A 26,304-nucleotide genomic window follows, 5' to 3' on the forward strand; every position below is an offset into this window, starting at 1 on the left:
CCCTGCCGCCGTCCTGACAGGACGGTCATAATGGGCGGCATGGTTGCCTGGGAGTACGCCCTGCTGGTCCGCCGCTACCAGGGGCAGGGTCGCAATTTTCATGTCTCGTTCGTCTGGTACGGCCCCGACGGGTCCCGCAAGGACATCACGGCGTACGGCGACACCGCGATCGCGCATCTCAACCGCGCCGGACGCGACGGTTGGGAACTCGTCTCCGCCGCCGAGGACGTGAACAACGTGCAGGGCAGCACCGAGGTGCACCGCTACCACCTGAAACGTCCACTCGCCTGAGGTACGTACGCGCCGGTCGGCACCCAGTGGTTCCGCTGGACGTGCGAGCACTCCTGACGGGTCCGCGACCGCGTCGGGCCGGACCGTCCCGGCCCGACGCGATCGTCGTCAGCCCAGCTCGACGGCCGGGTAGAGCGGGAAACCGGTGAGCAGCTCGCTGGCCTGGCGACTGATCTTGTCGGCGAGGGCCGGGTCGAGCACGTACTTCGCCTTGGAGGCGGTGCCGTCCGGGCCGACCCCGGCGCTGGTCTGGCTGAGCACGACGTGGATCAGCTCGGCGGTGGTGTCCATCTCCGCCGTGCCGAGCCCCCGGGTGGTCAGCGCGGGGGTGCCGATCCGGATGCCGGAGGTGTACCAGGCGCCGTTGGGATCCTGCGGCACCGCGTTGCGGTTGGTGACGATGCCGGAGTCCAGCAGCGCCTGCTCGGCCTGCCGGCCGGTCAGCCCGTAGCCGGTCACGTCGATCAGCACCAGGTGGTTGTCGGTGCCGCCGGTGACCAGCTTGGCACCGCGTCGCAGCAGACCCTCGGCCAGCGCCTGGGCGTTGTCGACGATCTGCCGGGCGTAGTCGGCGAAGTCCGGCCGGCGGGCCTCGGCCAGCGCCACCGCCTTGGCCGCCATCACGTGCGGCAGCGGGCCGCCGAGCACCATCGGGCAGCCCCGGTCCACCTGGTCGGCCAGCTCCGGGCCGCACAGCACCAGGCCGCCGCGCGGACCGCGCAACGACTTGTGGGTGGTGCTGGTGACGATGTGCGCGTGCGGCACCGGGTCGAAGTCACCGGTGAAGACCTTGCCGGCGACCAGGCCCGCGAAGTGCGCCATGTCCACCATGAACGTGGCACCGACCGAGTCGGCGATCTCCCGCATGATCCGGAAATTGATCTTACGTGGGTACGCCGAGTAGCCGGCGACCAGCACCAGCGGCCGGAACTCGCGAGCCGCCTCGGCGACCCGGTCGTAGTCGACCAGACCGGTGTCCGGGTCGGTGCCGTAGCTGCGCTGGTCGAACATCTTGCCGGAGATGTTCGGCCGGAAACCGTGGGTCAGGTGCCCGCCGGCGTCCAGGGACATGCCGAGCATCCGCTGGTCGCCCAGCTCGCGCCGCAGCGCGAACCAGTCCGCCTCGGTGAGGTCGTTGACGTGCCGGGCCTGCGCCTTCTTCAGCGCCGGTGACTCGACGCGGTCGGCCAGGATCGCCCAGAACGCCACCAGGTTGGCGTCGATGCCCGAGTGCGGCTGCACGTACGCGTGCGCCGCGCCGAACAACTCCCGGGCGTGCTCGGCGGCGAGCGCCTCGACGGTGTCCACGTTCTGGCAGCCGGCGTAGAACCGGCGACCGACGGTGCCCTCGGCGTACTTGTCGCTCAACCAGTTGCCCATGGCCAGCAACGTCGCCGGGGAGGCGTAGTTCTCGCTGGCGATCAGCTTGAGCGACTCGCGCTGGTCGGCCAGTTCCGCCCCGATCGCGTCGGCGACCCGCGGCTCGACACCACGGATCACCTCGAGGGCGCTTCGGAAGGCGGTGGATTCGGCGTTGCGCGGCATGCGACCTCCAGGTGACGTGCGGAAGGCCCAGGCGCTCGGCATGCGTCCTCGTGACGGGGCCGCTCCCCGATGGTTCTCCATCTCCAATGCGCCAGTCACGGCCCGAGGGGATCCTACCGGGTACGCCGGCAGGGCGGGCCGCGGCGGGCGACCGTGCGGCGGGTGGTGGAAGGCGGCCGGGCAGCGGGATCGCCGCCCGCAGTCGGCCGGGCGGCCGGTCGGGCGCACTAGGATCGCCGCATGGTGGCAACGGGCGACGGTGGCAGTCTCCTGGCCATCAGCGACCTGCACGTGGGCCATCCGGAGAACCGGACCATCGTCGAGGGGCTGCGTCCCCGGACGCCGCAGGACTGGCTGCTGGTCGCCGGTGACGTGGGCGACACCGTCGCCGACGTGGCCTGGGCGCTGCGGCTGCTGGCCGACCGGTTCGCCCGGGTGGTCTGGTCGCCCGGCAACCACGAGCTGTGGACGCCGCCCGCCGACCCGGTGACGTTGCGGGGCGCGGCGCGCTACGCCCACCTGGTCGAGCTGTGTCGTGGACTCGGCGTGGTCACCCCCGAGGACCCGTACCCGGTGTGGGCCGGACCCGGCGGCCCGGTGACGGTGGCGCCGCTGCTGCTGCTGTACGACCACAGCTGGCGCCCGGACGGCTTCGACACGCCCGAGGCGGCGCTGGCCGAGGCGTACCGGACCGGGATCGTCTGCACCGACGAGGTGCTGCTGCACCCCGACCCGTACGAGAGCCGGTCGGCGTGGTGCGCCGCCCGGGTGGCCGAGACCGCCCGCCGGCTCGCCGGGCGCGACCCGGCGCTGCCGACCGTGCTGATGAACCACTGGCCGCTGGTCCGGGAGGTGACCCGGGTCCTGCGGTACCCGATCTTCGCCCAGTGGTGCGGCACCGAGGCCACCGCCGACTGGCACGTACGCTTCGACGCCGCCGCGGTCGTCTACGGCCATCTGCACATACCACGGACCAGCTGGCACGACGGCGTGCGGTTCGAGGAGGTGTCGGTGGGCTACCCCCGGGAGTGGCGGTCCCGTGGCGTACCCCCGGGCCGGTTGCGGCAGATCCTGCCGCAACCGGAGGGGGTACCGCCCACGGCGTGGTGACCGGGCGCGCCGGCCGGCACCGGACGCGGACGGTCAGGCCCGCATCGCGTCCAGCGACTTCTTCAGCGCCTTGGGTGCCGTCGGGCTCCTGGGCGCCTCCGGGCGCCGGTCGATCATCCGCTGCCCCATCTCCTGCAACTCCTTACGCCCCATCGACTCGCGCACCTTCGGGAACCACTCCTGCTCCTCCTCCTCGACGTGGTGCAGGACGTTCTCGATGAGGACCGTCGTCTTGGCGTTGAAGTGCTCGTCGTCGGGCTGCATCGAGGACAGCTCGAAGCAGAGCACGTCGGCGACGTGGTGCTCCTCGTACGACTCCAGGATGTGGTCCTCCAGCTCCGGCAGCCGCTCGCGGACCTCCGGGTACATGATCTCGTTCTCCAGCCAGGTGTGCACGGTGAGCGCCTCGAGGATCTGCTTCACCAACCTGCCGCGTTTGCTGGCCGGTGCGTCCTCGCTGGCCTGGAACTCCTTGAACAGGCGGCGCATCTCCTGGTGGTCCTCTTTGAGCAGCACGATGGCATCGGTGGACATGTGGCAGACCTCCTCGGATCACTTCGAGGTCTGCCCTCCTACCCGGCCGGAACCGACGGAAACTGCGGGTCAGGCGCATCTCTGCCGCTGCCGCCGGCCACGGTGGGGGAGTCGCCCCGGCCCGGCGTGCGGCGGTGGCCCGCCGGGCCGGGTGCCGCGTCGTACCCTCTCAGGTGTGGCCACGGCGGCGGAGGCGATCCAGGTGGGGCGGCGGACGGTCCGCGTCAGCAGCCCGGACAAGCCGTACTTTCCCGAGCGGGGGCTGACCAAGCTCGACGTGGTGCGCTACTTCCTCGCGGTTGGCGACGGCATCCTGCGTGCGCTGCGGGACCGACCGACCATGCTCGAGCGGTGGCCGCGCGGCGTGTTCGAGGGCGCGACCATCGCCACCCGGCAGGACAACCGGGGTGACGCGTTCTACCAGAAGCGGGTGCCGGCCGGCGCGCCCGACTGGGTGGGCACCGCGCACATCACCTTTCCCAGCGGACGCACCGCCGACGAGGTCGCTCCGGGGGAGCTGGCCGTGGTGATCTGGGCGGTCAACCTGGGCACGCTGCGCTTTCATCCGTGGCCGGTGACCAGGGCGGACGTGGAGCGGCCGGATCAGCTGCGGATCGACCTCGACCCGCTGCCCGGTGTCGGGTTCGACCAGGTGGTGCCCGTGGCCCACGAGGTGCGCGCCTTCCTCGACGAGCTGGGGCTGACCGGTTATCCGAAGACCACCGGCGGGCGGGGGCTGCACGTCTACGTCCCGATCGAGCCGAGGTGGAGCTTCGGCGACTGCCGCCGGGCGGTGCTGGCCCTCGGTCGGGAGATGCGGCGGCGCCGGCCGGACCTGGTCACCACCACCTGGTGGCGCGAGCAGCGGGACCGGCCGGTCTTCGTCGACTACAACCAGATGGCCCGGGACCACACCATGACCTCGGCGTACTCGATCCGGCCGACCCCGGCCGCGCTGGTCTCCGCACCGCTGGACTGGTCGGAGCTGGACGACGCCCGTCCGGAGGACTTCGACGTGACCACCATGCCGGGTCGGTTCGCCGACCGCGGCGACCCGCACGCGGGCCTGGACGAGCGGCGTTTCTCGCTGGAACCCCTGCTGGAGCTGGCCGACCGGGAGGGCCTGGAGTCCCCGCCCGAACGCTGAGCGGGTCACTCCCAGGGGCTGCGCGTCCCGTCGTACTCCTCGAAGACCAGCCAGCTGCGGGTGGCGAGCACCCCGGAGATGCGCTGCACCCGGTCCAGCACCACGTCGCGCAGCGTGGCGTTGTCCGGCGCCCGGACCAGGGCGAGCACGTCGTGCTCGCCGCTGAGCAGCGCCACGTGTTGGACGTAGCGCACCCGGGCCAGCTCCGCCGACACCTCCCGCCAGGTGTTCTGCCTGATCGTCAACGCGATGTACGCCGAGGTGCCCAGGCCGGCCGGCTCCGGGGCGACCCGGGCGGCGAACCCGGTGATCACCCCGTCGCGCAGCAGCCGCTCCACCCGCGCGTACGCGTTGGTGCGTGAGACGTGCACCCGTTCGGCGAGCGTCCGGATGGAGAGCCGACCGTCCCGGGTCAGCTCGTCGAGGATGCGCCGGTCCACCTCGTCGAGGGCGACGGCCGAACGTCCCGTTCCGCCCCGCCGGTCCGCCTCGTCGGCGGTCTCCTGGCTCATCGAACCCTCCTTCGGGTGCCATCCATCCCGCGTTCACCGGCCATCTTGAGTCAATCATCCGACAGCAGGAGCATAGGGCCACCACTCGTCCAGGAGGTTCCGCCGTGACCACCACCCCCCAGGCGGCCCGCAGGGCATCTCCGCGCAAGCGGCGGCCGGCGACCCCGACCGCGCCCGACCCCGCCGCCGGCCTGCTGCCCGAGACCGAACCGGTCCGGCTGCTCGACCCGGACGGCACCCTGCTGCCGGCCCGCGCCGACTATCCGGAACCGCCCGTCGAGGCGCTGCGCGAGATGTACCGGCGGATGGTCGTCGGCCGCCGTTTCGACGCCCAGGCCACCGCGCTGACCAAGCAGGGCCGGCTGGCCGTCTACCCGTCCTCCCGGGGCCAGGAGGCCTGCCAGGTCGGCGGCGTCCTGGCGCTGCGCGACGACGACTGGGTCTTCCCCACCTACCGGGAGTCGATGGCGTTGACCGCCCGCGGCATCGACCCGGTCGAGGTGTTGACGCTGCTGCGCGGCGACTGGCACTGCGGGTACGACCCCGCGCTGCGGCGCACCGCACCGCAGTGCACGCCGCTGGCCACCCAGTGCGTGCACGCCGCGGGTCTGGCCTACGGGGAGTCGTACCAGGGGCGTGACACCGTGGCCCTGGTCTACATCGGCGACGGCGCCACCAGCGAGGGCGACTTCCACGAGGGGGTCAACTTCGCCGCCGTGTTCAAGGCCCCCGTCGTGTACTTCGTGCAGAACAACAGGTACGCCATCAGCGTCCCGCTGTCCCGGCAGACCGCCGCCCCGTCGCTGGCCTACAAGGGGGTCGGCTACGGCGTACCCAGCGAGCAGGTCGACGGCAACGACCCGGTGGCCGTGCTCGCCGTGCTCACCCGGGCGGTCGCGCACGCGCGTGCCGGCAAGGGACCGTTCCTGGTCGAGGCGCACACCTACCGGATGGAGCCGCACACCAACGCCGACGACGCCTCGCGCTACCGCGACACCGACGAGGTCGAGGCGTGGCGCGACCGCGATCCGCTGGCCCGGTTGGAGACCTACCTGCGTGGCCGGGGCGTGCTCGACGACGCGGCGGTCGCCGAGATCGCCGAGCAGGCCGAGACGTACGCGGCCGACCTGCGGGAACGAATGAACAACCAGCCGACGGTCGACCCGCTCAGCCTCTTCGACCACGTCTACGCCGAACCCACCCCACAGCTCGTGGAACAGCGGGAGCAGGTGCGCGCCGAGCTGGCGGCGGCGACGGAGGAGGACGCCTGATGGCCACCATGACCATGGCGAAGGCGCTCAACGCCGCGCTCGCCGACGCGATGCTCGACGACGAGCGGGTGCTGGTCTTCGGCGAGGACGTCGGGCAGCTCGGCGGGGTCTTCCGGATCACCGACGGCCTGCAGGCCCGCTTCGGCGACAAACGCTGCTTCGACACCCCACTGGCCGAGGCCGGCATCGTCGGGTTCGCCGTCGGGCTGGCCATGTCGGGGCTGCGGCCGGTGGTCGAGATGCAGTTCGACGCGTTCGCGTACCCGGCGTTCGAGCAGATCGCCTCGCACGTGGCGAAGCTGCGCAACCGCACCCGTGGCGCGCTCAGCGTGCCGATGGTGATCCGGGTGCCCTACGCCGGTGGGATCGGCGGCGTGGAACACCACTGCGACTCCTCGGAGGCGTACTACGCGCACACCCCGGGCCTGAAGGTGGTCACCCCGGCCACCGTCGACGACGCGTACTCGCTGCTGCGGGAGGCGATCGACGACCCCGACCCGGTGGTGTTCATGGAGCCGAAGAAGCTCTACTTCGCCGGCGCCGAGACCGCGCTGCCGACCCGGACCGAGCCGTTCGGCCGGGCGGTCGTGCGGCGGGCCGGACACGACGCCACGCTTGTCGCGTACGGCCCGGCGGTGCCGGTCGCGCTGGAGGCCGCCGAGGCCGCCCGGGACGAGGGGTGGGACCTGGAGGTGGTCGACGTACGCACCATCGTGCCGTTCGACGACGCCACCGTCGCCGCCTCGGTACGCCGCACCGGGCGGTGCGTGGTGGTGCAGGAGGCGCAGGGCTTCGCCGGAGTCGGCGCGGAGATCGCCGCCCGGGTGCAGGAGCGCTGCTTCCACGCGCTGCACGCCCCGGTGCTGCGGGTCTCCGGGCTGGACATCCCGTATCCGGCGCCGATGCTGGAGCACACCCACCTCCCGTCGGTCGACCGGGTGCTGGACGCGGTGGCCCGGTTGCAGTGGGACGACCAGCCCGACCGGCGCTGGCTGACCGAGGGCGGCGCGGCATGACCGAGAAGGTTTTCCTGCTGCCCGACCTCGGTGAGGGTCTCGCCGAGGCGGAGATCGTGCAGTGGCGCGTCGCGGTCGGTGACGTGGTCACCGTGGATCAGACCGTGGTCGAGGTGGAGACCGCCAAGGCCGTCGTCGACGTGCCCTGCCCGTACGCCGGTCGGGTCGTCGCCCTGCACGGCGCCGAGGGTGAGGTACGCCCGGTGGGCCAACCCCTGATCACCGTCGCCGCGCCGGTGAGCGGTCGCGCCGACGGAGGCGAGCCGTCCGGGCACGCGGTCTACCGCGAGGAGGAGCGGGCCGGCTCCGGCAACGTGCTGATCGGGTACGGCACCGGCCACGGCGGTTCCCGCCGGCGTCGGCGGCCACGGCTCGCCGCGGCCACGGACGCGTCGGGCGCGAGCAGCGCCCCGGCGGCCTCGGGTGCGGCAGTGACCCCGTCCGGTGCCGGCCGGCCGGCGGTGGTGGCGGTGGCCGACCGGGAGCCCGGCCCGCCCGAACTGGCCCAGCCGCTTGTCATCTCGCCGATCGTGCGGCGGTTGGCCCGGGAGCATGGGGTGGACCTGGCGTCGGTACGCGGCAGCGGGCCCGGCGGTGTGGTCCGCCGGGCCGACGTGGAGGCGGCGGCCCGCGACGTCACCGGGGTGCCGGCCGACGTCACTGCCCGGCTCACCGCCGTTTCGGACCGGCCGGCGACAACGGAACAACGACCGGCACCGGGAGACCCGGCCCCGGTCGGTGCCCAGGATCTGGTCATCCCGTTGACCGGAATCCGGCGCACCATCGCGGACAAGCTGTCGCGCAGCCGGCGGGAGATCCCCGAGGTGACCATCTGGGTGGACGCCGACGCCACCGCCCTGCTCCAGACCCGGGCCGCGATCAACGCCGCCCACCCGGACCGACCGGTGAGCATCCTGGCCCTGCTCGCCCGGATCTGTCTGTCCGGGCTGCGTCGCTACCCCCAGCTCAACGCCCGGGTGGACACCGAGGGGCAGCGCATCGTCCAGTCCGCCGGGGTGCACCTGGGCATCGCCGCCCAGACCGACCGGGGCCTGGTGGTGCCGGTGCTGCGGGACGCCGAACGGCTCACCACCACCGAACTGGCCGCCGAACTCGCCGCCACCACCGCGGCGGCGCGGGCGGGCGACCTGCCGCCGGCCCGGCTCACCGGAGGAACCTTCACGCTCAACAACTACGGGGTGTTCGGCGTCGACGGGTCGACCCCGATCATCAACCACCCGGAGGCGGCGTTGCTCGGCGTCGGCCGCATCGTGGACAAGCCGTGGGTGGTCGACGGGCAGCTCGCGGTCCGGAAGGTGACGCAGCTGAGTCTCACCTTCGACCACCGGGTCTGCGACGGCGGCGTGGCCGGCGGATTCCTGCGGCACGTGGCGGACTGCGTCGAGCAACCCGGGTTGCTGATCGCGGCGGTCTGACGGCTCAGGTCGAGCGAGGGGCCCGTCCCACCCGGGACGGCCCCTCGATCGACCGCCGTCCGGGTGCGGACGCGTCCGACCGGATCAGTGGTACGGCGGCGGACATCGCGCCACACTCGGCCGAGTATCGCCCGAACCGTCGTCGCTGGCATTTTCCGTTCCCCCGGTGCGATTACGGAAAAGCCTCTCCAGGCAATGTTTCCCGCTCTTGGTCGAAACCACGGAAACGTCGGTGCCGAGCTGGCGAGAATGTGCGGAGGAAGCGGCGATAACGGGGGGACGCATCATGATGTTGAGGCGGCGACTGACGCTGTTGGCGGTGAGTGTCGCAGCGGCACCGCTGGCGCTTGGCGCGTGCACCGGCGACCGCCGGACCGGGCAGCCAGCCGAGGCGCGAGCAAACCCGGAACTGTCCGTGACGCCGGCCGAGGGCACCCGCGACGTGCCGATCACCGGGGAGATCGGCACCGTGGTCAAGCACGGGCGGGTCACCGCCGTGCGGATCACCGACGACAAGGGCACGGCGGTCGCGGCGGAGCCCCGGGAGGACGGTAGCGGCTGGGTGCCGAGCCGGACACTGGAGCCGAAGCGGACGTACACCGCGGAGGTCACCGCGACCGGCGACTCCGGAAAGACCGTCACCCGCCGGACGACGTTCACGACCCAGCCCAAATCATCCAAACCAGCCATCGTCAGCACTTTGTATTTCGCCGGTGACCGGACGTACGGAACTGCCATGCCGGTAACCGTCGCCTTCGACCCGCCAATTCCCAAAGAGGCGCGGGCCGATGTGCAGCGCCGTTTGTTCGTGAAAACCGATCCGCCGCAGCCGGGCACCTGGTCCTGGGTGTCCGACGGCAGCCAGGTCTACTACCGGGCGCCCGATTTCTGGCGACCGGGTACGACGATCAAGGTTCGCTCGGCGCTGGAGGGCCTGCCGATCGGCAAGGACAGCGTCGGTGACGCCGACCGGCGGGCCACCTCGAAGATCGGTCGGCAGGTCGAGTTGGAGATCGACAACGCGACCAAGCAGATGTCGGTGATCCGCGACGGCAAGTTGTTGCGCAGGCTGCCGGTCAGTCTCGGCAAGCCGAGCACGCCGACCTCTAGCGGCAAGATGGTGATCATGGAGAAGCACGACTTCACCACGTTCGACACCCGGGGCTCGGCCGACCCGTACGTGGTCGACGTGGAGGACGCGCAGCGGCTCACCTGGGGCGGCGAGTTCATCCACGGCGCACCCTGGTCGGAGGGGGATCAGGGCTACACGAACGTCTCGCACGGCTGCACCAACCTGTCGGCGGCCAACGCGGACTGGCTGATGGGTGTCACGCAGGTCGGTGACCTGGTCACCGTCAAGGGCACCGAGGTCCCACTCAACGAGGGCAACGGCTGGACGGCGTGGAACGTCAGCTGGGAGCAGTTCGCCAAGGGCAGCGCGCTGCCGGTGCCGGCCGGCCTGCGGCCCACGCCCACCCAGGCGCCGGACCCGGGGGCGGTCGCCGGAGGCTCGCCCGAGCCGCAACCGTCGGCGAGCGGCGGCTGACCCAGGCGTACGCCGGGCCGCCCGCCGTGGGTCGGCCCGGCGTCTCCTCGCGGCTGGTCACCCGGGGGCCGGGGTTGCTCCCTAGGGTGGAGCCGGGCGGCCTGCGGGTCATGCCCTGGGCTTACCCGGAACCACCTCTCAGCAGGGTGGAAGTGTCGGTGGTGGGGGATAGGTTCGTCGTATGCGAGAGCGCGAGGAACGGTTCCACGTCGAGACCGTCGTGTCCGGCGACGCGGTGTGCGTTCGCGTGGTCGGTGTGATCGACATCGCCACGGTCGCGGCGTTCCGCGCCGCGCTCTGGGCGGCCCCCACCCGCACCGAGTTGCGGGTGGATCTCTCCGGGGTCCGGCTGCTCTCCGCGGCCGGGGTCCGCACCCTCGTCGCGGCCCGGCTCTGGGTGCGGTCGCAGGGCGGCAACCTGGTGCTGGTCGACCCGCCGCCCTTGGTGGAGCGGGTGCTGCGGGCCACCGGCCTGGGGCGGGTCATCCCGGTCGTCGGCGGCACGCCGGAGCGGGTGCTCGCAGCGGCGTGAGGGTCGACGCCGCCCGGCCGCCGGTGCCGGCATGCCGGTAGGTGGGTAGCGGGCGTCCGGCGCCGGGCACGGGGCCGGCGCCGGACGCCCGACGTCAGCGGACGCCGAGCAGGTCGACCACGAAGACCAGCGTCTCGTTCGGCTTGATGACGCCGCCGGCACCCCGGCTGCCGTACCCGAGGTGCGGCGGGATGGTCAGCCGGCGACGCCCGCCGACGCGCATCCCCACCACGCCCTGGTCCCAGCCGGCGATGACCCGTCCACCACCGAGCGGGAAGTCGAACGGCTCGCCCCGGTTCCAGGAGGCGTCGAACTCCGCGCCGGTGGAGTGGGACACGCCGACGTAGTGCACCCGGGCCACCTGTCCGGGCTGGGCCTCCGGGCCCTCGCCCACGGTGATGTCCTCGATCACGAGGTCGGCCGGCGGGGTGCCCTCGATCGGGCCGATCTCGGGCTTGCTCGCTGCCTGGTTCATGCGGATTCTCCTGGTGCGTCGGTTCCGGTCAGCACCATCCTGCCGGATGCTCCGGCCCGGTGCGCGACGTGCACCGACGCGGCCGATCCGGACGGACACGGTGTCGGCGGGCGCCACCCGTGGGTGACGCCCGCCTCGGGGAGGTGATCAGGGTCAGCGGAGCCAGCCGAACCGCTTGACGATCGGCAACCGCGCCCAGGTGCGACCCAGCCCCCAGGTGTCACCGGCGTTGGTCACCGCGATCAGGGCCAGCACGCCGGCGTAGACGAGGTGGTCGTCCATGAAGGGGTTGTTCTCCGGCGGCAGGACGGCCGTCCACATCAGCACCAGCAACAGACCACCGGTCGCCGCGGCGACGCGCACCCCGATGCCGAGCAGCAGTGCCGTACCGATGGCGGCCAAGCCGATCATGAAGAGCCAGTCGGCCCAGGCGGCTCCGGCGATGCCGTTGTAGAAGCCCTGGAACGGGCCGGCGGCACCGAAGCTGAGGAAGCCCTTGGTCGGGCTGCCCCCGTTGATCCAGGCGTTCTTCGTCTCGGTGGCGAAGCCCAGGCCGAACACCTTGTCCAGGAAGGCCCAGAGGAAGACCCAACCGAGCGCCAGGCGGAGCCCGGCGAGCAGCCAGCGGGCGGCCCGGGTACGGAGGTTCTGGTCCTGGCTGGTCTCGGCCACCGGGGTCTCGGCGGCGGTGTTCCGCTCGATCATCGCGGTCATCATGTCCACGTCCCTTCTCTGCTTCGCACCGCGTGTCCCGGTGGCACTTCCATTGGACGTGGGGAGGGCAGGTGGCGATCAGGGCCGGCGGGCCGTTACCGGCCGGGACCTTCGGCCCCTGTTCGTCGGGACCGCTGACCGGGGCCGGCCGGCACCGGGGACGCCCGCCCGGGTCAGTGGGCGACGTACAGGTCGGCCAGTTGCGCGGCCAACAGTGCGGGAGCTTCGGCCAACGAGGGCCCGTACCAGGTCAGGTGGCGGCCGGACACCAGGGCGCAGGGAACCCCGGGAAACGCCTCGGGCCCGTCGTCGCGGGTGAAGCGGTACGGCTCGTCCGGCAACACGACGAGCTCGGGTGCCTGGTCCCGCAGCTGCGGCAGGCTCGGCCGCGGATAGCGCTGCGGCTGGTCGGCGTACGCGTTGGCGACGCCGAGCCGCCGCAGCAGATCCCCGGCGAACGTGTCGGCGCCGAGCACCACCCAGGGACGCCGCCAGACCGGGACCACCGCGCGTCGGAGGACCGGGGTCGCCGGTAGCGCGGCCCACTCGGCACGAGCCTGGGTCAGCCACCGCGGTTGCCCTACGTAGCCCAGAGCGCGCAGCAGCTCGGCCAGCTCGGTCAGCGCACCGTCCACGGTGCGCGGATAGGTCACCCGGACCGGTACGCCGGCCGCGGCCAGGGCATCGGCGTCCGCACGCCGGTTCTCCTCGACGTTGAGCAGGACCAGGTCGGGGCGCAGCGAACGGACCCGATCCAGGTCCGGGTACTTGGTGCCGCCGACCCGTGGCACGTCCAGGTCCGCCGGATGGGTACACCAGTCGGTGGCGCCGACCAGCAGCCCGGGCAGGGTCGTCGCCACCGCCTCGGTCAGCGACGGCACCAGGGACACCACCCGCACCGTTGACCTCCTCGGCCGGCCGCCGGGTGACCGCCGTCGACCATCGTCCGGTCACCGACGGCCCGCCGGGGGAGCCGCCGGCATGATCGTCATCCTAGACTCGGTCGGCCGGCGGGAGGAGACCCTTGTCGAGCCGGTCGCGTGCCGCGGTCCGGTTCAGCGGCCGCCGACCCGCCAGGAGAGGTTGGGCAGGACTCATGGGTACCACGATGGACGGTGGCCACGACCGCGAGCTGGCCCCGGTGCCGGAGAACGCGGGTCGTGGACCAGTGCTGGTCCGGGGGGAGCAGCGGGTGCACGCCGGCCTGCGCCTGGGTGAGATCGTCCGGCGGCGCCCACCGGGTCTCACGGCCAGCCAGTGGAACACCGCCAGCCGGACGCTGTTCGACCACGTGGTCTGCACGGCCGCGACCGGACGGCCCGAGTTCGCCGTCGAGTTCCACGCTCCGTCGACCGACGCCACCGCCAGGCGGGCCGCGCGGACCACGCAAGCCGTCGCCGCCGCGACCGGCCTGCCGCTGCTGCGGATCGTCTCCGCCACCCTGCGTACCGCCGGACACGGGCCACGGATCGTCGCGTACCTCGTCGACGCCCGCCGGTACGCCGCCGGTGCCGCCCGCTCGGACGTGGTGGCGGTCGGATTCCGGGACATCGTGGGCCGACTGCCCGACGGGCGCGAGGGCGCGGTCAACGACCTCGGCGCGCTCGCCCGGGTCGAGGCGGTGCAGGCGTACGTGGCGCGACGACTGGCCGACCCCATCCTGCGCGGGCTGCACGTGCACTGGACGCGAGGTCCGGCCGAGGGCTGGAGCTGGGCCGAGGTGCGTCCGGGTCAGCTGCTTGTGGAACGGGTGACCACGCAGGCGTACGGACTCTCCTGCGGCGTCGAGCCGTCCCGGTTCGCCGAGGACCTGGCCGTCCTCGCGGTCGGGGAGCGGTTGCGGACGGTCGAGGCGGGTGAGCCGCCGTTGCTGCCACGCGAGGATCTGCTCGCCGACATCCGGCGGCTGCGGGACCGCCGTGACGAACTCGTGGGTGACTTCGCCTACGACCATCTGCTGCCCGCGGTGACCGCCTCCTGAACGGTGCCGGTCCGGGCGGACGGTGACCGGCCGGGCGCGGAAAGAAACATCGAAAAAAAGTCCGCGGCCTTTGAACCGCCGTCGGAGCGGGCCCGTACCTCACCGCGAATGGACAGGAACTCCCCAACCCGCACCGGCAGGCGCGGGAGACGGTGCGGAAAGGGCATCGTCGTTCGTCGACGTGCCACCGGCGCGTTCAGGCGGTCACCGTCGAGCGTGCCACCAAGATTCCGTTCGGTCCGTCGAGTCACGAATCAGGAACCGGATCGAGAAGGAGAGCAATTCGATGCGCAGGTCAACCCGGTCGCGCCGACCAACCGGTAACGCGCGGACCAAGCGACTTCTGGCCGTTGGCGCCACGCTCGCTGTCTTCGGCGGCGTCGTCGCCGTGACCCAGATCTCGTCGGCCGGTGACCGACGGTCAAACCAGCAGCAGCGACCGGTGGCGGCCGAATGTGTCGAGCCCAGCCCCGGCGCCACCGCGCCGACCGCTCGCGGCGCCACCACGACCCGCACCTGGCAGAACGGCCGCTGGGTGGTCAACCACTGGGGCGACGGGCAGCAGACCGTCGAGGAGTGCCAGGAAACCCGCGACGGCACCGATGACGCGACCACCGGCGCCCTCGCGGTGGCCTGCCCGGACGTGGTCAGCCGACTGCCGCAGGTGCCCGACCGGGCCCGCGCCGAGGTCGACCGCAACCTGAACGCGTTGCAGACCCAGATCACGGAGGCCGACGAGCGGCTCGCCAGGGAGGGCGACCGGGGCGAGGGATTCATCCGTAACGCCATCCTCAACCCGCTGGCCAGCAAGCGTCGGGCGACCCTCGGCCGGATCACGATCGCCATCGACCGCTTCGGCCCCCGGCCGCGCGGCCTCGGCAACCTCGCCACCTGCCAGGTGCAGCCGGTCGACAACAACAACGGCGGCAACAACGGTGGCGACAACAACGGCGGCGACAACGGTGGCGACAACGGCGGCGGCAACAACAACGGACTGGATGTGCTGGCGAACAACTGTGACAACAGTCAGCTCCAGGCGCACGACGGTTTCCAGAACGGCAACCGCTGCATCAGCACCGCCTTCGGCGAGGTCGGCGCCGCGGCCAACAACCCGTCGCTGCTGATCACCGACTTCCCGCAGGAGATCAACCGCAACGAGGGCTTCTCGATCCAGGTCAGCACCCGCAACCTCGTCCGGGACCGGTTCCTGCCGGCCGGGCAGGGCGGCTACTACCTGGAGAGCTCGCTGCTCAACGGGCAGGGCCTGACCCGTGGCCACTTCCACACCGCCTGCCGGATGCTGAACAACACCGACGAGGCGCCCGCGCCGGAGCCGGTGCCGGCCTTCTTCGTCGCCACCGAGGACGGTGGCGGCGGTGCCGAGCCGGACCAGGTGACCATCCAGATCCCGGGCCTGCCGGACTCGGGTATCGCACAGTGCGCGGTCTGGGCCGGTGACGGTTCGCACCGCATCCCGATGTCGGAGCGGGCCAACCAGACCCCCGCCTTCGACGCGGTGCGTATCCAGGTCAACTGACAGCGAACACGCGGCGGGGCCGCCCGGAATTCCGGGCGGCCCCGTCACCTGCCGGAAAGCCGAGCAAACCTGTGGTGACCCGGCCCCGGGCCGCGACATACCCGACGCAAACCGTTCCGAGCGGTATTCTCGCTGCTCAGCGGTTCTTGTACGCCTCGGTCACCTCGACCGGGATGCGACCCCGCTCGGAAATCTTGTAGCCGTTCTGGATCGCCCATTCGCGGACGGCGCGGTTCTGCTCGCGGTTCATTCCGGGGGTGCCTGAACCGATGGTACGACGTGGGTTACGGCCCGTGTCGGCGGCGCCACGGCCGAGCCGCCGGCCGGCATTGATAAACGGATCCAGCGCCTTGCGCAGGACGCCCGCGTTCTCGTCGGAAACGTCGATGGTGTATGCCACGCCATCCAGGCTGAACTCGACCGTGCGGTCGGCCTTTCCGCCGTCGAGGTCGTCGGTCAGCACCGTGATTACTTGTTTGGCCATCGTGGATTACTCCCTGTGTCTGGCGGGGTGTGCTCAAAGTTTGACTGATCGTCCGCCAATTGCGCAACAAAAGCGCTTCCGGCGGCGGTTCGCGTTTTGCGCGGCATCGGAATCCCCGATTTCGGATCTGCTCCGCGTGGGCACGGCTCGCCGCGGCGGCCGGTCGGCACCGCCGCGGCTGGTGGGCCGTGTGCCGGGTCACACCGAGGAACAACCTGGGCCTGCCGTGACTTGAGCCAGACACGCTCAACCCAACGCGATAGCAGGTGTTCGATGGCAACTCTTCCGGTACTTCCACTGACCGACGCCGTGCTGCTGCCCGGCATGGTCATCCCGGTGACCCTCGACCCGACCACCCAGGCCGCGGTCGACGCGGCCCGGGCCACCGGCGACCGCCGGCTGCTCGCCGTGCCCCGCCTGGACGGCGAGTACGGCTCCGTCGGCGCGATCGCCACGATCGAGAAGGTGGGGCGGCTGCCCAGCGGCGAACCCGCCGCGGTCATCCGTGGCCTGTCCCGTGCCCGCATCGGCTCGGGTGTGCCCGGCCCCGGCGCCGCGCTGTGGGTCGAGGCGACCGAGATCGACGAACCCGCCCCCGCTGGTCGGGCCCGCGAGCTGGCCCGCGAGTACCGCGCGTTGATGACCTCCGTGCTCCAGCAGCGGGGCGCGTGGCAGGTCATCGACGCGATGGAACGGATGACCGACCTCTCCGAACTGGCCGACTCGGCCGGTTACGCCCCCTGGCTGAGCCTGGGGCAGAAGACCGAACTGCTGGCCGCGCCCGACGTCACGGCCCGGCTGGAACTGCTCGTCGGCTGGGTCAAGGACCACCTGGCCGAACAGGAGGTCACCGAGCAGATCAACTCCGACGTCCGCGAGGGGCTGGAGAAGTCGCAGCGGGAGTTCCTGCTGCGGCAGCAGCTCGCCGCGATCCGCAAGGAACTCGGCGAGGACGCCCCGGACGGTTCGGCCGACTACCGGGCCCGCGTCGAGGCCGCCGACCTGCCCGAGAAGGTACGCGAGGCGGCGCTGCGCGAGGTCGGCAAGCTGGAGCGGGCCAGTGACGCCTCCCCGGAGGCGGGTTGGATCCGTACCTGGCTCGACACGGTGCTGGAGATGCCGTGGAGCACGCGTACCGAGGACAACACCGACCTGGCCGCGGCGCGGGCCGTGCTCGACGCCGACCACGCCGGCCTGGCCGACGTCAAGGACCGCATCCTGGAGTACCTGGCGGTGCGCAACCGGCGCGCCGAGCGTGACCTCGGGGTGGTCGGCGGTCGCGGCTCCGGTGCCGTGCTGGCCCTCGCGGGCCCGCCCGGCGTCGGCAAGACCAGCCTCGGCGAGTCGGTCGCCCGGGCACTCGGCCGGACGTTCGTCCGGGTCTCCCTCGGCGGCATCCGGGACGAAGCGGAGATCCGGGGACACCGCCGCACCTACGTGGGCGCGCTGCCCGGCCGGATCGTGCGGGCGCTGCGCGAGGCGGGCTCGATGAACCCGGTGGTGCTGCTCGACGAGGTGGACAAGGTCTCCGTGGGGTACGCCGGCGACCCGGCCGCGGCCCTGCTGGAGGTGCTCGACCCGGCGCAGAACCACACCTTCCGGGACCACTACCTGGAGGTCGATCTCGACCTGTCCGATGTGCTGTTCCTGGCCACCGCCAACGTGGTGGAAGCCATCCCCGGGCCGCTGCTGGACCGGATGGAGCTCGTCACCCTGGACGGGTACACCGAGGACGAGAAGGTGGCCATCGCCCGGGATCACCTGCTGCCCCGGCAGCGGGAGCGGGCCGGGCTGACCGCCGACGAGGTCGACGTGGACCCCTCGGCGCTGGGTCGTATCGCGGGGGAGTACACCCGGGAGGCCGGCGTACGGCAGCTGGAGCGTGCCCTGGCGAAGATCATGCGGAAGGTGGCCGTGACCCTGGCCGACGACCCGACGCCCGCCCGCGTCGGCGCCGACGACCTGGTCCGCTACCTCGGCCGGCCGAAGCACACGCCGGAATCGGCGGAACGCACCGCGACACCTGGCGTGGCCACCGGCCTGGCGGTCACCGGTGCCGGGGGAGACGTCTTGTTCATCGAGGCGACCAGCATGGATGGCGAGCCGGGGCTGACCCTCACCGGCCAGCTCGGCGACGTGATGAAGGAGTCGGCGCACATCGCCCTGTCCTACCTGCGCGCCAACGGCCGTCGCCTCGGCCTGGACCCGAACGCCCTCGCCGGGCGGCGGATCCACCTGCACGTCCCGGCGGGCGCGGTGCCCAAGGACGGTCCCAGCGCCGGCATCACGATGGTCACCGCCCTGGCGTCGCTGGCCAGCGGCCGACCGGTACGTCCCGAGTTCGGGATGACCGGCGAGGTGACTCTCTCCGGGCGGGTGCTGCCCATCGGCGGCGTGAAGCAGAAGCTCCTCGCCGCGCACCGGGCCGGACTGACCGAGGTGATCATCCCGGCCCGCAACGAACCGGACCTGGACGACCTGCCGACCGAGGTTCGCGAGGCGCTGACCGTGCACACCCTGGCCGATGTCGCCGACGTCCTCGCGCTGGCGCTGCGCCCGGTGGACATCGACGCGGTGTCGCTCGGCGGCGATGGTCAGCGTCTGACCGCAGCCTGAGACACACCCGTGGGGGCCTGGGCAGGTCGGTCCAGGCCCCCACGGGGTTTGTGCGGCGGAGTACGGCGATCAGTCCGGCAGATTCTTGATGATGGCCTCGGTGACGGCCTTGGTGCTGGCGTTGCCGCCAATATCCCGCGTCAGTAGACCCTGCGCGGTCGTTGCCTCGATGGCGGCGTTTATCTTCTTTGCCTCGTCGGGCAGGCCGAGATGGGTCAGCATCATGGCGGCGCTGCCGATGGCGCCGATGGGGTTGCAGATTCCCATTCCAGCGATGTCGGGTGCGGACCCGTGCACCGGCTCGAACATGCTCGGATACCGACGTTCGGGATTGAGGTTGGCGCTCGGGGCGAGGCCGAGGCTGCCCGCCAAGGCGCTGCCGAGATCAGAGAGGATATCCGCATTCAGGTTGGATGCGACGACCACCGAGAGGTCCTCGGGGTGCAGGACGAACTTTGCCGCCATAGCATCCACCAGAACACTCTCGGTCTCGACGTCCGGATAATCGGCGGCAACCCTCCGGAATGTGTCGTCCCAGAGGACCATGCCGTACTGCTGTGCGTTGCTCTTGGTGACGCTGGCCACTTTCTTGCGGGTCCTGGTCCGGGCAAGATCGAACGCGAACCGCATGATCCGTTCGCACCCGACCTCGGTGAACAGGGCAGACTGGACGGCAACCTCTCCGCCCGCACCGCGGGCGGAAAGGTTGCGTCCGCCAAGGCCGGCGTATTCGCCCTCGGTGTTCTCGCGTACGACGACCCAATCGAGTTCGACGGTGTCGGCCTTGCGCAGCGGGCTGGTGATGCCCGGCAGAAAGTTCACCGGCCGCACATTCGCCCAATGATCGAAGCCTTGGCAGATGCGCAGGCGGAGACCCCACAGGCTGATGTGGTCAGCCACGGTGGGCCACCCTACGGCGCCGAAATAGATGGCGTCGAAGTTGCGCAACTTTTCCAGACCGTCATCGGGCATCATGACTCCGTGCTCGGCATAGTAGTCCGAGCCCCACGGGAACTCCTCCCAGTGGAATCCGAAACGGCCACCGGAGCGCGCTTCCAGCGCGTCGAGGACGTCCCGTCCAGCGGCGACTACCTCGCGACCGACACCGTCGGCGGGAATGGCGGCGATACGGAAACGGTGCTGATTGCTCATGGCAACTCCGGCCTCGTGGCAGTTGGTAGGCACAAATCAGTGAACCCGGATGTTCCATAGGCGTCCAACACCGCTATCCGATCGGTTGCATTGGCGCAGCCTATGAATCCCGCCGCACTACACCTCGCAGCTGTGGGTGTGCTCGCCGGCCGTCATGCGCTGCTTACCCACGAACGCCTTGACCGCGCGGGGCCGGCCCAGCTTGATCCGGTCCAGGGCCTTGATCCTGTCCTTTTTGCTCTTATCGCGCCACGTGTCGTCGTCGGTGTCGAAGGCGAGCGGCTGCAGATAGTCGACCGGGTCGATGACCCACCGCACGTGCGGCCGGTCGGCGTCCGGCACCTCCATGAGGTCCATCTGTTCCAGGTAGCCGGCGTACACGGCCAGGGAGCAGCCTTCCCGCGTCCGGGTGCCCGAGGTCAGATGGTTCGGCACGAAGATGCGTGGGTGCAGGACCGACTGGTAGTGGATGAGGTCGCGCAGGCCGTTGTTGGTGTAGTTCGCCGTCGACGCGGTCGCCAGGTGCAGGTCGGTCTGGGGAAGCGACGCGAGGCGGCCACGGATGCGCTCGCCGTCCTCGGGAGTGCCGGACCAGCCGTTGCCGATGCCCTCCTTCAGGGCACCCGCGGTGTTCTGCCACCCGAAGCTGAAGTTGCTGCCGTGCCGCAGGGTGATGTGGAAGTAGATGCTCACGGTGCCGCCGGAGCCTCCGCCGGTACGCAGGTTCATCTGCCCGGGCTGCGGGCTGGAACCCGGAGTGAGGGATGTGCCGGACGGGAAGAGCGCCGCGTCGCGCGGGTCGACGAGGATCTCGGTACGCGGTGGCGGGTACTGCGGGTCCTGCGGCACCGCGACCGAGTGCAGGTGCCGGAAGGCCACCACCTGGGCGTAGGGTTCGAGCACGTCGAGCCGGATCATCTCGGTGCCGGGAACGGAGTCGGCGCTGGTGACCGGCACGGTCCGGAGGACGGCGTCGGCGGGGATCCGGGTCTTCTGATCAGCGTTGACCAGCGGGTCAGCCTTCAGCCGGGCGAAGTCGGCGGCCAGCACGGCACAGGTCTCCTCCGAGGCGTAGATCGTCGCCCCGGTCATCGCCGCGATGTACGCCGCGTTGTCGGCGTGGTCGCCATGCCCATGACCGAGCAGGATGGCGTCCGGGCGGGCATCGATGAGGTCGGCGATCACCAGCGGCGTCCGGCCCCGTTCCACCTCCAGCCGGCTGATGAACGTGTCGAGGTAGACGAGCCGTCCGCCGACCGCCACGGCGAACGACGAGTTGGACAGCCAGGATGTGATGACGCGTTCCTGGGGAAAGGCGCCGGTCCGAGGATCGACGTTCTCCGGGCCGAACAGCCGCAACCGGGCGGCGATGCCGGCATCCGAGAGGCGTCTGCCGCCCTTCAGCGGTGCCCAACTGGTACCGAGGTGGGAGGCGAAACCCGGGGCGGCGGCGACTGTCGAACCGATGGCGACGCCGGACACCGCGGTGGCCGAGGCGAGGAACAACCTTCGTTTCATTGCTTCTCCTCATTGCCTGGTGCAGGCACGGAGTAGGGACGGGGAAGGTGAGGGTGCTCGCGGGTGGGGCTGAGATCGACTCACTCAACCAATGTGATCGCCGCCACGTCCAAGACCGGTGTCCTCTGGACGCGATAGCGCGCTCCTATGAGTCGTCGCGTCGCGCCTGATCAGCCGCGACGCTCGCAGCTACAGCACCGCCCGCCGACGTCACCCGGTGAGATGGTCCCGAGCGATCCGTCGGCCGATCTCGGTGAGCAGCTCGGCGGCGTTCGACTGGCATCGGTGGACGTCCGGTTCGACGCTGGTGAGCAGGTAGACACCGGCGAAGCCGGCGGCGGCGAGTTCGGCGGCGTCGAGCGTCGACTGACCGGCCACCGCGACGACCGGCACACCCGCGGAGCGTGCCGCGGCGGCCACCCCGACGGGAGCCTTGCCGGCGAGGCTCTGCCGGTCGAGCTGACCCTCGCCGGTGATCACGAGCCGTGCGGTGGCCAGGGCCGGGGCGAAGTCGGTCAACTCCAGGAGAAGCTCGATACCCGAGCGGACGCTCGCGCCGAGGGCCAGGGCGGCGAATCCGACCCCACCGGCGGCGCCGGCCGAGGGCGACGAGGCCAGTCGCGTACCGGTGCTCTGCTCCACCACGGTCGCCCACCGGGTCAGGGCGTGTTCGAGGTGGTGGACCTGCGCGGGGTCGGCACCCTTCTGCGGACCGTACGTCGCGGCTGCGCCCCGGGCACCGAGCAACGGGTTGTCCACGTCGGCGGCCACCGTCACGGAGACGCCCTGGAGCAGTTCGCGGGCCGGGTCCAGGTCGACGGAGGAGACGTCGGCGAGCCAGCGACCACCGCGCCGGACCTCCCGCTGATCGCCGTCGAGCAGCCGGGCGCCCAGTGCCTGGAGCAGGCCGGCGCCGCCGTCGGTGCTGGCGCTGCCCCCCAGACCGATGACGAGTTCCCGGCAGCCGTTGCGCACCGCTGCGGCGACGACCTGCCCGAGCCCGTACGACGAGGCGTCCAACGGCGCGGGAACGTTGTCGGGTAGCCGGCTGAGCCCGCATGTGTTGGCGAGTTCGACCACCGCGGTCGTGTCACGGGCCGCGTAGCTTGTCTGCACGGTGCAGCCGGTTGGCCCGTCGACCGTGACCGGGATCCGCTCGAAGCCGGCGGCAGTCAGGACCGCGAGTGTGCCATCCCCACCGTCGGCCATCGGCCGGCATCCGACGTCGAGTTCCGGACGTACGTCCTGCAGCCCGGCTCGTAGAGCCTGCGCGACCCCTGTCGCGTCCAGGGAGCCCTTGAACTTGTCCGGTGCCACAAGACATGTTGTCCTGCTGGTGGGCACGGTGCCTCCCGGGGTTGCTGCTGCACGATGGGCTGCCGGATCGGTAGCCCCATCAACCTTGGGTTGGCCCCGGTACGGCGTCCAACACGCTGGGTCTACCACTCCCATAGGTGGGGCCTATCGGACTGGCTCCGGCGAGATGGACCGGAGTCGGGTCGATTTGGTACGCGACCGACGAGGCCCGGCCCGGGTGCCGATCCGGTCTGTCAGGCGACCGGCCGATCACGTCTCTCGGCGCGGTACGCCTGGGCGACGTCGATGAACGCTCGGGCGGCGGGCGTCAGCTGGGTGCGGCGACTGACCATGACGACCCGGAGATGCGCCGTGGGGCGAATTGGCAGCACGTCAGCGCCAGCCCTGATGGCCAGATCTTTCCAGGCGGCGGGCAGGATCGCGTCGGCCACCCCGGCAAGGACGAGTGGCAGGATCGACGTACGGTGGGCGACCTCGGCGACCAGCCGGGCCTGGCTGCCCTGGGCCAGGATGTGATCGACGAGCTGCCGCATGAGGGAACCGGGCTGCGAAGCGATGAGCCGGTGACCGTCGAGATCGTCGGCGGTGACATGGTCACGCCCGTGAAAGGGGCCACCGGGAGCGGTGAAGAGCATCAGCGGCTGGTCCTCCAGGGCCACGATGTCGAGCTCCGCGACCCGGACGAGGTCAGGCGCACCGAGCAGGCCGATCTCGACGGCCCCGGTCCGCACGGCGTCGATGACCTCGTCGGGTACGAAGGCGGCGTTGACACTGACGGTGACGTCTGGATGGGCGGCGGCGAATCGTTGCATGATCGGTGCCAGCGGCTGGATGCCTGCGGAGGGCATCGAGGTGATCTCGACCCGGCCTCGGGCGACTCCCTTGATGGCGTCGATGGTCGCCTGGGCCGTGGCCAGGTCCCGGATGACCTGTCGGGCCGGGCCGATCAGTTGCTTGCCGGCGTCGCTGAGTACCACGCCGCGGCCGACCCGGTGGAACAGGGCAACGCCCAGCTCGCGTTCGAGGCCGGCGATGGCCTGCGACAGTGACGGTTGCGCGATGTAGAGCCGTTCGGCGGCCTTGCCGAAGCCCTCGGCATCGACGACGGCGAGAAAGTAGCGCAGCTGGCGGGCGTCCATCGCCGGTCAGTGCCGGGCACCGCTACGACGCCGCAGTGGTCGGTGGCGGCCGTCGTCGGATACAGCCATGGTGAACCTGCGGTGTGTCATGCGCGCACACCTTTCGCCGAAGTTCATGATCAGATCTTCCTGACCTGCCGACATGCAACCAGGCTGACGCCGATAGGTCCAGTGCCGGTTCGCGAGGGATCACATAGGTGACGCCTACTGGCGAGGATTCCTCGGCCGGACGGCTCTGCATCACCGACGTACGGACGAGTGAGCGCCCTCGGGTGGGCGTCAGCCCCGCAACGATAGGCACGACCTATCGGTTGGATCGATGCAGCGTCTTGGACGTCACTATGACCGCCGAGTTAACTGTTGTGCTGCAGGACACAGTCAGCTTGGAGACAGCAGATGCCGCGATCCCCGCCACCCCCACTGGACCTGTCGAAATGCAGGGCGACGTGCGAGCGTCAGGTGCCCTGAAGGTTGGATCGCCATGACCGGCTCGCTCCCGTGCCCGTCCGGTCGGTGACTCCGACGCAGCACGGCGTCGTCCGCGGAACCTGCGGCTAGGACGCAAGCGGCGCGAGACCTGTCCAGGTCGGCCCCGACTGGCGTGTCAGCGCGCCGACGAACGGACCCGACCGTTCCAACACCACGGCCACCAACCGGAGCCAGTCGCCTAGCCGACGAGTCCAAGGGAGTCCCTGCATGGTTCAACCGTCCCCGCCGCGTACCGAGCCGGAACGGAGCGTGCCGCACCCCGGCGAGCGACCGGACACGCTGCTCCGCGTGTCTCACGCGTCGATCGGCTATCGGGTCAACGGCGCCTTCACCCGAGCCGTGGCAGACGTGAGTTTCGACGTCGCCGCCGGCGAAACGATCATGTTGATCGGCCCGTCCGGATGCGGAAAGTCGACCCTCCTCAAGACCATCGCGGGATTCCTGGACCTCGCCGACGGCACGATCACCGTCGCCGGGCGACGCACACTCGCTCCCGGGCCGGACCGCGCGGTCGTGTTTCAGGAGTTCGACCAGCTGTTTCCCTGGCGTGACGTACTGGACAACGTGGCGTACCCGTTGCGCCGCAACGGCCGCACAAAGGCCGAAGCGGAGCAACAGGCTCGTCGCTATCTGGAGATGATGGGGCTGAGCCGTGCTCTCGACCGCCACCCGCACCAGCTCTCGGGTGGCATGAAGCAGCGGGTGGCGATCGCGCGTGCGTTCGCGCTGGAGCCCGTCATGCTGCTGATGGACGAGCCGTTCGGCGCCCTGGACGCCCTCACCCGCGCCCGCCTCCAGGCCGAACTCAACGCCATCGCGAAGCGTACCGGGGTGACCATCCTGTTCGTCACCCACAGTATCGAAGAGGCCATCGTCCTCGGCGATCGCGTGGTCGTGCTGACCGACCCGCCCTCGGTCGTCCGCGAGGTTGTGACGATCACCGAGGAGGCGAAGGTGGTCGGTTCAGAGCAGTACCGAAGCGTGCGGACACACTTGGGCAGCCTGCTGCACCGGGATGGTAAGGAGGCAGACGAGGATGTCGCTGAGTTCACCGACTGAACAACAGACGATCGCGCCGGCCGGGGGGACTCCGGCGCCGCCGACGACCACCACCGACGCCGCGCCGCGGCGGGTGCGGGACTGGCGGTGGGGATCGATGCCGGTATGGCTGCGACGGGTGCTCGTTGTCGTCCTGCTGCTGACCGGTTGGCAGCTCTACGTCACGGTGTCGGGCGTCAACCCCCTGCTGTTCTCCTCGCCCGCGGACGTGGGCAAGGCCCTGGTCGCCGGATTCCAGAACGGCGAGCTGCTCCGATCGACCGGCACCACGATGCGGGTCCTGCTGCTCGGCATGCTCTTCGGCAGTCTGATCGCGGTCGTGCTGACCACTCTCGCAGTGTGGACGCGTTTCGGGGAGGACGTCCTCGTCGTCTTCTCCTCGATGCTGAATCCATTGCCATCGATCGCTGTGCTGCCGCTGGCTATCCTGTGGTTCGGGCTGAGTGAAACGGCGCTGGTCTTCGTGGTCGCCAACGCGGTCATCTGGCCGATTGCCATCAATGTCAATACCGGTTTTCGGACGGCGAACCGCACGATTCTGGCGGTGGGGCGCAACATCGGCCTCAAGCGCTGGCGCATGATTTCCGAGGTGCTCTTTCCCGCCGCTCTCCCGCACACCATCTCGGGGGTGAAGACCGCCTGGGCGTTCGGCTGGCGCACCATCGTCGCCTCCGAACTCGTGTTCGGCGTTGCTGGCGGTGGGGGCGGCCTCGGCTACTTCATCAACAACAGCCGTTACTACCTCGACATCCCCGACGTTTTCGCCGGCCTGGTGACGATCGCTGTCATCGGTCTCCTGATTGACATGGTGTTCATTCTCATCGAGCGGCGTACCGTCGTGCGATGGGGCATGAAGACGTAGCCGGCTCGCCGACCCGTCGGC

The 26,304-nt window shown here is 70.8% G+C and carries 24 protein-coding genes and 1 riboswitch; of the genes, 13 read left to right on the top strand and 11 right to left on the bottom strand.

Annotation, left to right across the window (positions count from 1 at the left end; translation table 11 throughout):
• Positions 1–30: 30 nt before the first annotated feature.
• Positions 31–291, top strand: coding sequence for a hypothetical protein (locus O7597_RS24380; protein ID WP_164450148.1), 261 nt, complete (start codon positions 31–33; stop codon positions 289–291).
• A 108-nt stretch (positions 292–399) separates the two neighbouring features.
• Here O7597_RS24380 and O7597_RS24385 read toward each other — a convergent pair whose 3' ends face one another.
• The gene (locus O7597_RS24385; RefSeq protein WP_281580835.1) at positions 400–1,836 is read right to left on the bottom strand and encodes a glycine hydroxymethyltransferase; all 1,437 of its coding nucleotides are present in this window, start codon (positions 1,834–1,836) and stop codon (positions 400–402) included.
• Between the two features lie 18 nt (positions 1,837–1,854).
• A riboswitch (ZMP/ZTP riboswitch) is annotated at positions 1,855–1,945 on the bottom strand.
• 131 nt (positions 1,946–2,076) lie between these two features.
• On the opposite strand from O7597_RS24385, the gene O7597_RS24390 reads away from it, so the two are divergent.
• A complete protein-coding gene (locus tag O7597_RS24390) occupies positions 2,077–2,946 on the top strand; it encodes a metallophosphoesterase (RefSeq protein WP_269741052.1) in 870 nt (289 codons plus the stop codon).
• A 33-nt stretch (positions 2,947–2,979) separates the two neighbouring features.
• On the opposite strand, the gene O7597_RS24395 is transcribed toward O7597_RS24390, so the two are convergent.
• Complete coding sequence (locus O7597_RS24395; RefSeq protein WP_281580836.1) at positions 2,980–3,480, bottom strand: hemerythrin domain-containing protein; 501 nt, start codon at positions 3,478–3,480, stop codon at positions 2,980–2,982.
• A gap of 175 nt (positions 3,481–3,655) precedes the next feature.
• On the opposite strand from O7597_RS24395, the gene O7597_RS24400 reads away from it, so the two are divergent.
• Positions 3,656–4,627 (top strand): DNA primase small subunit domain-containing protein, encoded by a 972-nt coding sequence (locus O7597_RS24400; RefSeq protein WP_281580837.1) that lies wholly within the window; start codon positions 3,656–3,658, stop codon positions 4,625–4,627.
• 5 nt (positions 4,628–4,632) lie between these two features.
• Here the strand turns inward: O7597_RS24400 and O7597_RS24405 are convergent, their stop codons facing one another.
• On the bottom strand, positions 4,633–5,139 hold the full coding sequence (locus O7597_RS24405) for an Lrp/AsnC family transcriptional regulator (RefSeq protein WP_281580838.1): 507 nt from the start codon (positions 5,137–5,139) through the stop codon (positions 4,633–4,635).
• A 104-nt stretch (positions 5,140–5,243) separates the two neighbouring features.
• Here O7597_RS24405 and pdhA point away from each other — a divergent pair, with 104 nt between their 5' ends.
• From pdhA to O7597_RS24430, 5 genes are all read left to right on the top strand, one after another.
• Positions 5,244–6,410: a pyruvate dehydrogenase (acetyl-transferring) E1 component subunit alpha gene (pdhA, locus tag O7597_RS24410; RefSeq protein ID WP_269741056.1), complete on the top strand. Its 1,167-nt coding sequence runs from the start codon at positions 5,244–5,246 to the stop codon at positions 6,408–6,410.
• Entirely contained in the window at positions 6,410–7,426 is a 1,017-nt protein-coding gene (locus O7597_RS24415; protein WP_281580839.1) for an alpha-ketoacid dehydrogenase subunit beta, read from the top strand. The genes pdhA and O7597_RS24415 overlap by 1 nt, the downstream gene beginning before the upstream one ends.
• A complete protein-coding gene (locus O7597_RS24420; protein WP_281580840.1) occupies positions 7,423–8,862 on the top strand; it encodes a dihydrolipoamide acetyltransferase family protein in 1,440 nt (479 codons plus the stop codon). Before O7597_RS24415 ends, O7597_RS24420 begins: the two co-directional genes overlap by 4 nt.
• A gap of 286 nt (positions 8,863–9,148) precedes the next feature.
• Positions 9,149–10,408: an Ig-like domain-containing protein gene (locus tag O7597_RS24425; RefSeq protein WP_281580841.1), complete on the top strand. Its 1,260-nt coding sequence runs from the start codon at positions 9,149–9,151 to the stop codon at positions 10,406–10,408.
• Between the two features lie 181 nt (positions 10,409–10,589).
• Positions 10,590–10,940: an STAS domain-containing protein gene (locus tag O7597_RS24430; RefSeq protein WP_269741060.1), complete on the top strand. Its 351-nt coding sequence runs from the start codon at positions 10,590–10,592 to the stop codon at positions 10,938–10,940.
• Between the two features lie 94 nt (positions 10,941–11,034).
• Here O7597_RS24430 and O7597_RS24435 read toward each other — a convergent pair whose 3' ends face one another.
• The 3 genes from O7597_RS24435 to O7597_RS24445 all read right to left on the bottom strand — a co-directional run bounded on the left by O7597_RS24435 (position 11,035) and on the right by O7597_RS24445 (position 13,028).
• Positions 11,035–11,415, bottom strand: a complete 381-nt coding sequence (locus tag O7597_RS24435) for an FKBP-type peptidyl-prolyl cis-trans isomerase (RefSeq protein ID WP_269741061.1) — start codon at positions 11,413–11,415, stop codon at positions 11,035–11,037.
• A 153-nt stretch (positions 11,416–11,568) separates the two neighbouring features.
• Positions 11,569–12,138: a hypothetical protein gene (locus O7597_RS24440; protein ID WP_269741062.1), complete on the bottom strand. Its 570-nt coding sequence runs from the start codon at positions 12,136–12,138 to the stop codon at positions 11,569–11,571.
• 164 nt (positions 12,139–12,302) lie between these two features.
• Complete coding sequence (locus tag O7597_RS24445; RefSeq protein WP_281580842.1) at positions 12,303–13,028, bottom strand: helical backbone metal receptor; 726 nt, start codon at positions 13,026–13,028, stop codon at positions 12,303–12,305.
• Between the two features lie 197 nt (positions 13,029–13,225).
• Here O7597_RS24445 and O7597_RS24450 point away from each other — a divergent pair, with 197 nt between their 5' ends.
• Complete coding sequence (locus tag O7597_RS24450; protein ID WP_281580843.1) at positions 13,226–14,110, top strand: DUF2726 domain-containing protein; 885 nt, start codon at positions 13,226–13,228, stop codon at positions 14,108–14,110.
• Between the two features lie 286 nt (positions 14,111–14,396).
• Positions 14,397–15,647, top strand: a complete 1,251-nt coding sequence (locus O7597_RS24455) for a hypothetical protein (RefSeq protein WP_269741065.1) — start codon at positions 14,397–14,399, stop codon at positions 15,645–15,647.
• A gap of 136 nt (positions 15,648–15,783) precedes the next feature.
• On the opposite strand, the gene O7597_RS24460 is transcribed toward O7597_RS24455, so the two are convergent.
• Complete coding sequence (locus O7597_RS24460; RefSeq protein ID WP_164447337.1) at positions 15,784–16,131, bottom strand: Lsr2 family protein; 348 nt, start codon at positions 16,129–16,131, stop codon at positions 15,784–15,786.
• Between the two features lie 273 nt (positions 16,132–16,404).
• On the opposite strand from O7597_RS24460, the gene lon reads away from it, so the two are divergent.
• Positions 16,405–18,747 carry an endopeptidase La gene (lon, locus tag O7597_RS24465; protein ID WP_281580844.1) on the top strand — a complete coding sequence of 781 codons (2,343 nt, stop codon included), beginning with the start codon at positions 16,405–16,407 and terminating at the stop codon, positions 18,745–18,747.
• 69 nt (positions 18,748–18,816) lie between these two features.
• On the opposite strand, the gene O7597_RS24470 is transcribed toward lon, so the two are convergent.
• The 4 genes from O7597_RS24470 to O7597_RS24485 form a co-directional block, all read right to left on the bottom strand.
• Positions 18,817–19,899: a tartrate dehydrogenase gene (locus O7597_RS24470; RefSeq protein ID WP_164447335.1), complete on the bottom strand. Its 1,083-nt coding sequence runs from the start codon at positions 19,897–19,899 to the stop codon at positions 18,817–18,819.
• A gap of 117 nt (positions 19,900–20,016) precedes the next feature.
• Positions 20,017–21,417: a hypothetical protein gene (locus O7597_RS24475; protein ID WP_164447334.1), complete on the bottom strand. Its 1,401-nt coding sequence runs from the start codon at positions 21,415–21,417 to the stop codon at positions 20,017–20,019.
• Between the two features lie 210 nt (positions 21,418–21,627).
• Entirely contained in the window at positions 21,628–22,734 is a 1,107-nt protein-coding gene (locus tag O7597_RS24480; protein WP_208020873.1) for a glycerate kinase, read from the bottom strand.
• A gap of 233 nt (positions 22,735–22,967) precedes the next feature.
• A complete protein-coding gene (locus O7597_RS24485; protein ID WP_164447332.1) occupies positions 22,968–23,873 on the bottom strand; it encodes a LysR family transcriptional regulator in 906 nt (301 codons plus the stop codon).
• 777 nt (positions 23,874–24,650) lie between these two features.
• On the opposite strand from O7597_RS24485, the gene O7597_RS24490 reads away from it, so the two are divergent.
• A complete protein-coding gene (locus O7597_RS24490; protein ID WP_208020872.1) occupies positions 24,651–25,421 on the top strand; it encodes an ABC transporter ATP-binding protein in 771 nt (256 codons plus the stop codon).
• Positions 25,399–26,283 carry an ABC transporter permease gene (locus tag O7597_RS24495; RefSeq protein WP_164447330.1) on the top strand — a complete coding sequence of 295 codons (885 nt, stop codon included), beginning with the start codon at positions 25,399–25,401 and terminating at the stop codon, positions 26,281–26,283. Before O7597_RS24490 ends, O7597_RS24495 begins: the two co-directional genes overlap by 23 nt.
• The last annotated feature ends 21 nt before the right edge of the window (positions 26,284–26,304 follow it).

It is taken from the genome of Verrucosispora sp. WMMC514 (assembly GCF_027497295.1).
Taxonomy (GTDB): Bacteria; Actinomycetota; Actinomycetes; order Mycobacteriales; family Micromonosporaceae; genus Micromonospora; species Micromonospora palythoicola.